The following is an 8972-nucleotide window of genomic DNA, read 5'->3' as shown; positions in this document are numbered from 1 at the left end:
GGCGGATTGCCCGGACTGGGAGTTCGGCCCTGTCTGCCAAACCAGTCAAGTCAGGCAGGCGCCGCATCCGCGGTGGTGGCAGCATCCGCAGTTGTTCCGGTGGAGTTTCTCGGTGAGGAAATCGGTGTGATCGTGCCCGCCACTGCCGATCCCGGCAGCATCTCCCGGACGGCCTGCGCGGCGGCGGCACCCATTCTTGATGCTGTGCGGATGCGTGCCGAACTGCACCACGCCATGAACGATGTCGCCGATTCCCGGCGTCGGCTGCTTCTTGCAGGGCAGGAGCAGCGCAAGCGTCTTGAGCGTGACCTGCACGACGGCGCGCAGCAGCGGCTGGTGGCGCTTGGCATGCGGCTTCGTGTCCTGCAGCGCACGGTTCCGGGTTCCGCAGTGCTGGCGGTTTCCCTTGATGCGGCCGTAGCCGAGCTCGCCACCGCGGTTGCCGAGCTGCGGCAGCTTGCCCACGGTGTGCGCCCCAGCGCTCTTGAAGACGGGCTGCTCAGCGCCTTGGCGGATTTGAAACGCAGGACGCCCCACGCCATAGAGCTCGATGTCGACGCGGACGGGGTGCCCGACGCCGTGGCCACCACCGCGTATTTCGTGGCCAGTGAGGCCATCACCAACGCAGTCAAACACGCAGGTGCTGCGCATATCCGGATTGTGGCGCGCTTTAGGGATGGCAGTTTGCACCTGATGATTTCCGATGACGGGTGCGGCGGCGCGCGAACGGCACCTCCCACGGGCCGGAAGGGCGTGCTTCAGGATGCAGGGACAGCTGGCGCCACGCCTTTTGGGCTGGACGGGCTGCATGACCGTGTCGCTGCCCACGGAGGCACCTTGCGGGTGAAGTCCCCTGCTGGACACGGCACCATCATCGAGGCGGTGCTGCCGTGCGCATCGTGATTGGCGAGGACTCGGCACTGTTCAGGCAGGGACTGGCGGCGTTGCTGGAGTCCGCCGGGCATCGGATTCTAGCCACCGCTGCGGATGCGGCGGGGGCTGTGGCACAAACCCTTGCCCTGCGCCCGGACATCGTCATCCTTGACATCCGCATGCCCGGAACCATCGACGGCATCGCGGCCGCCCTGGAAATCCGCAGCTGGCCGGACCCAACACCGGTGATGCTGCTTTCCCAGCACATTGCCACGCGCCATGTCCTTGAACTTACCGTGCAGGGCTCCATCGGATACCTGCTCAAGGACAGGGTGCTGGACGTCGACGACTTCCTCCGGGCACTGGACCACGTCCGGGCCGGTGGGACGGCCCTCGACCCGGAAGTTGTGGCCCGACTCATGGGAACGGCACGGGCAGGGTCGGTGCTTGATTCGCTGACCCCGCGAGAACTGGACGTACTTGAACTCATGGCCCAGGGACTTTCAAACCGGTCCATTGCGGAACGGCTCTTCTTGTCGGAACGGACCGTGGAGACCCATGGAACGAATATTCTGGCCAAGCTCAACCTGCCGGAGAGTTCCTCCGAGCACCGGCGGGTGCGTGCCGTACTCACCTATCTTGAAGCACGGCAACCATGAGAAATCCCACACGCACCTGAAACCTGGGGGAGCCTGAAGTTCGGGTACTTGGACATACAAAAATGGTGCCCGGCCCAGCGACATGATTCGCGAAGCCGGACACCATCAATAATGTGCCCTCGATAGGATTCGAACCTACGACCTTCCGCTCCGGAGGCGGACGCTCTATCCCCTGAGCTACGAAGGCGAAGGCAACCGTGGTTGCCAAAGGGAACGAGAAAGAGCTTAGCAGGTGCGGGGCGCCGGATGTAAAACTGCCGCTCAACGAGTCCCGCAGGAGTTGAATAATTCAGCATGACCGCCAGTAATTCTCGCTGGGAAGCCTTGAAGTTCCGGGTAACGTTGGTGCAATGGTGAGAACATGGGCATGAAAAAACAGCAACAGGTGTGGCTTTTTGCTGCCGCGATCGTTCTGACCGCATTGACGCTGCGCGGCGCCGTGACGGTGGTGCCTCCGCTGATCTCAACCATCAATCAGGACCTGCCGCTCACGGCCACCACGATCGGCATCCTGGGCATGCTCCCGACGGCCGCGTTTGGTGTTTTTGGGTTCCTGACCCCCTACGTGCTGCGCCTGGCATCGCTGGAAAAACTCATCGTCGCCTCCATTTTGGTGGGCATTGTGGGACAAGTTGTCCGGGTGATGGTTCCCACCACGCCCCTGTTCCTGATCTTTACCGTCGTGGCCTTCGGCGGACTCGGTGCCGGAAATGTGTTGCTTCCGCCGCTGGTTAAGAAGCACTTTCCCACCAAGATTGGCCTCATGACCGCCGTCTACGTCACGGCGATTTCGATCGGCACGGCGCTTCCGGCCCAGCTCTCCGTCCCTGTCGCGGACGCCACGAGCTGGCAGTTTTCCCTTGCCTCCTGGGCGGGGCTTTCCACCGTTGCCTTGATTCCGTGGTTTGTGGCCCTGATTTCACCAAAAACGTGGTTTTCATCAGGACCGTCGTCTTCCCCGCGAACGACGCCGGCTCCCACCACCGCTGCCGTCTCACCGCCCGCGGCTGCCGCCGGACAGGGTGATCCGGGGGCGCTGTCCATTCATTCATCGACTCCCGCAGCCCCTTTGCCTCCGGCCAAGATGAATTTGTGGCGCTCGCCCACCGCCTGGGGGCTGACGTTGATGTTTGGCTGCACATCGCTGAACACCTATGCACTGTTCGCGTGGCTGCCGGAGATTCTCACCCAGGCGGGGCTGGACAGGGGACATGCCGGTTCCATGTTGGCGCTCTTTGGGGCGCTCGGCCTGCCGTTGAGCTTGTGTATTCCCTTGATTGCCGCGAAGATGCGCAACCCGTTCCCGGCCGTGCTGGTCATGTTGGGCTGCTTCGTCACCGGCTACCTCGGCTTACTGCTCTCTCCGGCGAACGGCACGTGGCTTTGGGTGTCCTTTGCCGGGTTGGGGCCCGGCACGTTCCCGTTGGCGCTGCTACTGATCAACCACCGCACGCGCACCCATGTGGGGGCAGGGGCGCTCTCCGGATTTGGTCAGGGCATGGGTTACACGCTGGCTTGCACGGGGCCGCTGTTCTTTGGACTGCTGCGCCAGTGGACGGGGTCGTGGACGGCGCCGTTCATGTTCTTGTTCGCCACACTGCTGCTGTTGGGTTTCGGTGCCTACATTATTTGCCGCCCGCGGATGCTTGAAGACGACTTCGTTCCCCGTCCCGTCGGTTCCTGAGCCCACGAAACGTGCAATCTCCACATTTTGGGCACAACCGTCCCGGATTGGGGGAGGGTGCGGCCTGAACCGTACACTTGGACATGTGACTCCTGAAGAACTTTCTGCCGCCATTACCGCCTGCCTAAAAGATGCCGTCGACGCCGGTGAACTCAGCGTCCCTGCCGAAGCCCTGCCGAAGGAAGTGCGGGTGGAGCGCCCCAAGAGCCGCGAACACGGGGATTGGGCCACCAACATTGCCCTGCAGCTGGCCAAACCGGCAGGTGTCGCACCGCGCAAGATCGCCGAAGTTCTCAGCAACCGGCTGGCGGAAATCCCCGGCGTCACCAAGGTTGACATTGCCGGACCGGGCTTCTTGAACATCACTCTTGACGCAGCCGCAGCGGGGGAATTGGCGAAGGCGATCGTGGAGGCCGGCGGCAACTACGGTCTCAACACGGCGATGGCCGGAACGAAGATCAACCTGGAATTCGTCTCCGCCAACCCCACCGGTCCCATCCACTTGGGCGGCACCCGCTGGGCGGCCGTGGGCGACTCCCTGGCCCGGATCTTCCAGGCGCAGGGCGCGGACGTCACCCGCGAGTACTACTTCAACGACCACGGCAACCAGATTGACAAGTTTGCCCGCTCCCTGCTCGCCAGCGCCAAGGGAGAGCCGGCACCCGAAGACGGTTACGGCGGAGCGTACATTGAGGACATCGCCGCCGAGGTTGTGGCAAAGAACCCGGGCATTCTCGAGAGTGCAGATCCCCAGGAAGAGTTCCGTGCTCAGGGCGTGGAACTGATGTTCGCCGCGATCCGAGCATCGCTGCATGAGTTCGGCGTCGACTTTGACGTCTACTTCCATGAAAACTCGCTGTTTGAAGACGGTGCCGTGGACAAGCTGCTCACACAGCTCAAGGGCTCCGGCAACATGTATCTGAAGGACGGCGCCTGGTGGTTGAACTCCACCGACTACGGCGACGACAAGGACCGTGTGGTCATCAAGAGTGACGGTAACGCAGCCTACATTGCCGGTGACATTGCCTACTTCAAGAACAAGCGCGACCGCGGTTTTGACCTGTGCATCTACATGCTCGGCGCCGACCACCACGGCTACGTGGCCCGGCTCAAGGCCGCAGCGGCAGCCATGGGAGATGACGCCAACCGGGTCGAGGTGCTCATCGGCCAGATGGTGAACCTGGTCCAGGACGGCAAGCCCGTACGCATGTCCAAGCGCGCCGGAACAGTCGTCACCATGGAGGACCTCGTGGAGGTGGTCGGCACGGATGCCGCCCGCTACTCGCTGGCTCGCTTCTCCTCTGACTCCAACATCGACATCGACTTGGATGTGCTGACGAAGAAGTCCAATGAGAACCCCGTGTTCTACGTCCAGTATGCCCATGCCCGCACCTGCGCCGTGGCCCGCAATGCCGCAGCGGCCGGTGTGGAGCGCACCGTCTTTGACGCCGCGGCACTGACCCACGCCACCGAGTCGGAGCTGCTGGCGGTGCTGGGGCAGTACCCGGGCGTGCTCAGCCAGGCTGCCTCCTTCCGCGAACCGCACCGTGTGGCCCGCCACCTGGAAGTCATCGCCGGCGCCTACCACCGCTGGTACGACGCCTGCCGCGTCACCCCCATGGGTGAGGACGCCGTCACGGACACCAACCGCACGCGCCTCTGGCTCAATGACGCCGTGGGCCAGGTCTTGGCCAACGGGCTGTCCCTGCTGGGCGTTACAGCCCCGGAACGGATGTAAACATGACTGATACAACACAGCAAGTGGCCGGCGCGACGCTGGCCCCAGTGTGGCTGCCGCCCGCAGGCGACCCCAATGAGCTGGTCCCCGCCATGTGGGCGCACGACGTCGAACGCGGCGGACACGGTGAACTCACCGTCAGCGGTGTGCCGGTCAGCGAGCTCAGGGCTCAGTTCGGGACGCCCTTGTTCGTCATGAGCGAGGACGACTTCCGCGCCCGGGCACGGATGTTCAAGGACGCGTTCGACAACGCGTTCGCAGATATTTGCGGCGGCGTGGACGTCTACTATGCGGGGAAGGCATTCCTTTGCACCGAAGTGGCGCGCTGGGTCGACTCCGAAGGGCTGCGCCTTGACACCTGTTCAGGCGGCGAGCTGGCAGTGGCCAAGCGGGCCGGGCTGTTGGGTGAAAACCTTGGCCTGCACGGCAACAACAAGTCCGACGCCGAGATCAACCGCGCCCTGGACATGAACCTGGGCCGCATTGTGGTGGACAGCCTGCACGAGCTCAAGCGCGTGGCTGCACTGGCAACAGCGCGGAATGCGACGGCCAATGTGATGCTGCGCGTGACCCCCGGCGTGCACGCCCATACTCATGAATCCATCGCCACGGCCCACGAAGACCAGAAGTTCGGGCTCAGCCTCCTCTCCGAGGACCCGGATGCTCCCGGCATGGCTGCGGCGGAAGCCGCCTCGCAGTTGGCCGTGGAAGCGGAAAGCATCAACTTCCTTGGCTTCCACGCACACATCGGCTCGCAGATCTTCGAAGCCGAAGGCTTTGGCATTGCCGCCCGCAAGCTGCTGGCCTTCACCCATGAAATCCAGACCAGGCACGGCATCACACTGCCCGAGCTTGACCTCGGCGGCGGGTACGGGATCGCCTACACCGCCGTTGACACCCCGCGACCGGCAGCCGAAGTCGCTGCTGCGATGGCCGACGTCGTACGTGAAACGTGTGCCGAGCTGGGCATGGCGTGCCCGCGGATCTCCATTGAGCCCGGCCGCGCCATCGTTGGCAGCACCACGTTCACGCTGTATGAGACGGGCACGCTGAAAACCGTTCAGGTCGAGGTTGACGGGCAGCCGGATGTGACGGCTCCGCGCCGTTATGTGTCGGTGGACGGCGGCATGTCCGACAACGCCCGCCCGGTGCTTTACGAAGCGGATTATTCGGCCGTAGTGGCCAACCGCGCCTCAGCCGCAGCTCCCGCATTGTCCCGAGTGGTGGGCAAACATTGCGAGAGTGGTGACATTGTTGTTAGAGATGTATATCTGCCCAACGATGTGGCGGCTGGCGACCTGCTTGCGGTTCCCGGAACAGGCGCGTACTGCTGGGCACTGGCCAGCAACTACAACTATGTGCCCCGGCCGCCCGTGGTGGCACTAAAGAACGGAGCTGCGCGCTTGATAGTGCGCGGTGAAACAGAAGACGATTTGCTGGCACGCGATTTAGGGGCCTAGAGACCTTGACAGAGCGCAACACCGTGGACACCAACGTGTCCGCAAACATTAAAACCCTGAAAGTGGCGCTCCTTGGAGCAGGAAACGTGGGCTCGCAGGTTGCCCGCATTCTGCTCGAGGACGCCGACGCACTGGCTGCCCGTACGGGTGCCCGGCTTCAGCTGGTGGGCATTGCCGTGCGTAATGTCGACGCCCCCCGTGAGGTTCAGGCCCCCCGGGAGCTGTACACCACGGACGCCTCGGCACTGGTGCGCAACGCTGACATTGTCATCGAGCTCATGGGTGGCATGGAGCCGGCGCGCACGCTGATCCTTGAAGCCATTGAGCACGGGGCCACTGTTGTCACGGGCAATAAGGCGCTATTGGCGGTTGACGGACCCACCTTGTATGAGAAGGCCGACGCAGCCGGCGTGCAGCTTTCCTACGAGGCCGCCGTGGCCGGGGCGATCCCCATCCTGCGCCCCATCACCGACAGCCTGGCCGGGGACAAGATCACCCGCGTCATGGGCATAGTCAATGGCACCACGAACTACATCCTCGACGCCATGGATTCCACCGGCGCCCAATTTGCCGACGCACTGGCTGACGCCACCCGCCTAGGCTATGCCGAAGCTGATCCCACCGCGGACATCGAAGGGCACGACGCCGCCGCTAAGGGAGCCATTTTGGCGTCGTTGGCGTTCCACACGCGTTTTGCGCTCTCGGATGTGCACTGCCAGGGCATTACCGGCGTCACAGCCGAGGACATTGCCGCAGCTAAGGATGCCGGCTACGTCATCAAGCTGCTGGCCATCGCCGAAACGCTGCCGAACCCTGCTGCCGGCAAGACGGACGACGGCGCACCGGCCTTGGGCGTGAGCGTGCGGGTGCACCCGACGCTGCTGCCGCGCGAACACCCGCTGGCTGCCGTGCGCGGAGCGTACAACGCCGTGTTTGTGGAAGCCGAGTCCGCCGGGGAGCTTATGTTCTACGGCCGCGGTGCCGGGGGAACGCCCACCGCGTCGGCCGTCATGGGCGACGTTGTTTCCGCCGCCCGCCGTCTGGTGCTGGGCGGCCCGGGCCGCACGGATTCCAGCATTGAGGTGCTGCCTGTGCTGCCGATCGAGGCAGTGGCCACAAGGTACTACATTGGCATGGACGCCGCAGACCAACCGGGCGTGTTGTCGAAGATTTCCACACTGTTTGCCGAGAACGGCGTCTCCATCGAGACGATGCGGCAGACGGTACACCGTGAGCGTGAGGAAACCGAGAATGCAGGGCCCGGTTCCGCCGAGCTGCGCATTGTCACACACCGCGCCAGCGAAGCTGCCCTGGCAGCAACCGTTGAGGCCATCAAGGGTCTTGACGTTATTAATTCAGTGACGAGTGTCTTGAGGGTGGAGGGAGTCTAATGGCTCACCAGTGGCGCGGAGTGGTCCGCGAATATGCAGAGCGTTTGCCGGTAACGGCAGAAACCAAGATCATCACGCTGGGGGAGGGCGGTACACCTCTGGTGTACGCCCGGCACCTTTCGGAATTGACGGGCTCAAAGGTCTACCTGAAGGTCGAGGGCATGAACCCCACCGGCTCCTTCAAGGACCGCGGCATGACCATGGCCATGACGGCTGCAGTTGCCGCCGGTGCCAAGGCCGTGGTGTGCGCCTCGACCGGGAACACCTCTGCCTCGGCTGCAGCCTACGCCCAGGCCGCTGGCCTGACGTGCGCCGTGCTGGTGCCTGAAGGCAAGATCTCCATGGGCAAGCTCAGCCAGGCGGTGGCCCATGGCGCCACCCTCCTGCAGGTTGACGGCAACTTCGACAACTGCCTGGACGTGGCCCGCAAGCTGGCCGACTCCTACCCTGTGTTCCTCGTGAACTCGGTGAACCCGGCTCGCATCGAGGGCCAGAAGACCGGTGCTTTCGAGGTGGTTGACGCCCTGGGCGACGCACCTGATTACCATGTGCTGCCTGTCGGCAATGCCGGCAACATCAGCGCCTACTGGCGTGGGTACAAGGAATACTGCGCACCGTACGAGTCCGTGGAAAATGGCACTTTGGCTCCGGTTTCCACCCACACGCCCATCATGTGGGGCTTCCAAGCTGCAGGTGCGGCCCCGTTCGTGGCAGGGCACCCCATTACCGAACCGGACACCATTGCCACGGCCATCCGCATTGGCAACCCGGCCTCGTGGGATATGGCGATTGCGGCAAGGGACGAATCCGGCGGTCTTATCGAAGCTGTCACGGATGAGGAAATCCTCGCCGCGCACCGCTGGCTCTCCGCCAAGGAAGGCGTCTTTGTGGAGCCCGGCTCCGCAGCAGGCGTTGCCGGTCTGATCAAGAAGCACGCAGCCGGCGAAGTCCCCACCGGAAAGACCTTCGTCATCACTGTCACGGGCCACGGCTTGAAGGACCCCGACTGGGCCTTGAAGAACGCCGACGGCTCTTCCGTCACACCCACCTCCGTGCCCTTTGACGTGGTCACGGTTGCCAATGCACTGGGTCTGACGGACTAGCAGCACACCATCATGACAGGGTCCACCATGACATCCCCGCTTTTGAAAACACCCCTTGCCGGGG

General features: G+C 63.7%; 7 protein-coding genes and 1 tRNA gene. 7 read left to right on the top strand and 1 reads right to left on the bottom strand.

The features are described 5' to 3' along the window. Both Q4P21_RS14895 and Q4P21_RS14890 read left to right on the top strand, forming a co-directional pair. On the top strand, positions 1–903 hold a 903-nt coding region (locus tag Q4P21_RS14895; protein WP_303389517.1), incomplete at its 5' end, for a sensor histidine kinase. Continuing rightward, positions 891–1532, top strand: coding sequence for a response regulator transcription factor (locus Q4P21_RS14890; RefSeq protein WP_303389516.1), 642 nt, complete (start codon positions 891–893; stop codon positions 1530–1532). The genes Q4P21_RS14895 and Q4P21_RS14890, both read left to right, overlap by 13 nt. A gap of 114 nt (positions 1533–1646) precedes the next feature. Here the strand turns inward: Q4P21_RS14890 and Q4P21_RS14885 are convergent. Continuing rightward, positions 1647–1719, bottom strand: a tRNA-Arg gene (locus Q4P21_RS14885). Between the two features lie 180 nt (positions 1720–1899). Between Q4P21_RS14885 and Q4P21_RS14880 the strand changes: the two genes are divergently transcribed. From Q4P21_RS14880 to thrC, 5 genes are all read left to right on the top strand, one after another. Continuing rightward, complete coding sequence (locus Q4P21_RS14880; protein ID WP_303389515.1) at positions 1900–3216, top strand: CynX/NimT family MFS transporter; 1317 nt, start codon at positions 1900–1902, stop codon at positions 3214–3216. Positions 3217–3301: 85 nt separating this feature from the next. Beyond that, on the top strand, positions 3302–4954 hold the full coding sequence (gene argS / locus Q4P21_RS14875; RefSeq protein WP_303389514.1) for an arginine--tRNA ligase: 1653 nt from the start codon (positions 3302–3304) through the stop codon (positions 4952–4954). Positions 4955–4956: 2 nt separating this feature from the next. Continuing rightward, positions 4957–6414, top strand: a complete 1458-nt coding sequence (lysA, locus tag Q4P21_RS14870) for a diaminopimelate decarboxylase (RefSeq protein WP_303389513.1) — start codon at positions 4957–4959, stop codon at positions 6412–6414. Between the two features lie 47 nt (positions 6415–6461). Beyond that, positions 6462–7805 carry a homoserine dehydrogenase gene (locus tag Q4P21_RS14865; RefSeq protein ID WP_303389518.1) on the top strand — a complete coding sequence of 448 codons (1344 nt, stop codon included), beginning with the start codon at positions 6462–6464 and terminating at the stop codon, positions 7803–7805. After that, positions 7805–8908 carry a threonine synthase gene (gene thrC, locus Q4P21_RS14860; protein ID WP_207344096.1) on the top strand — a complete coding sequence of 368 codons (1104 nt, stop codon included), beginning with the start codon at positions 7805–7807 and terminating at the stop codon, positions 8906–8908. Before Q4P21_RS14865 ends, thrC begins: the two co-directional genes overlap by 1 nt. Positions 8909–8972: the final 64 nt, after the last annotated feature.

The organism is Arthrobacter sp. (assembly GCF_030540645.1).
Taxonomy (GTDB): domain Bacteria; phylum Actinomycetota; class Actinomycetes; order Actinomycetales; family Micrococcaceae; genus Specibacter.
Note: the sequence above shows the minus strand (reverse complement) of the source record. Positions and strands in the feature narration are given on the sequence as shown.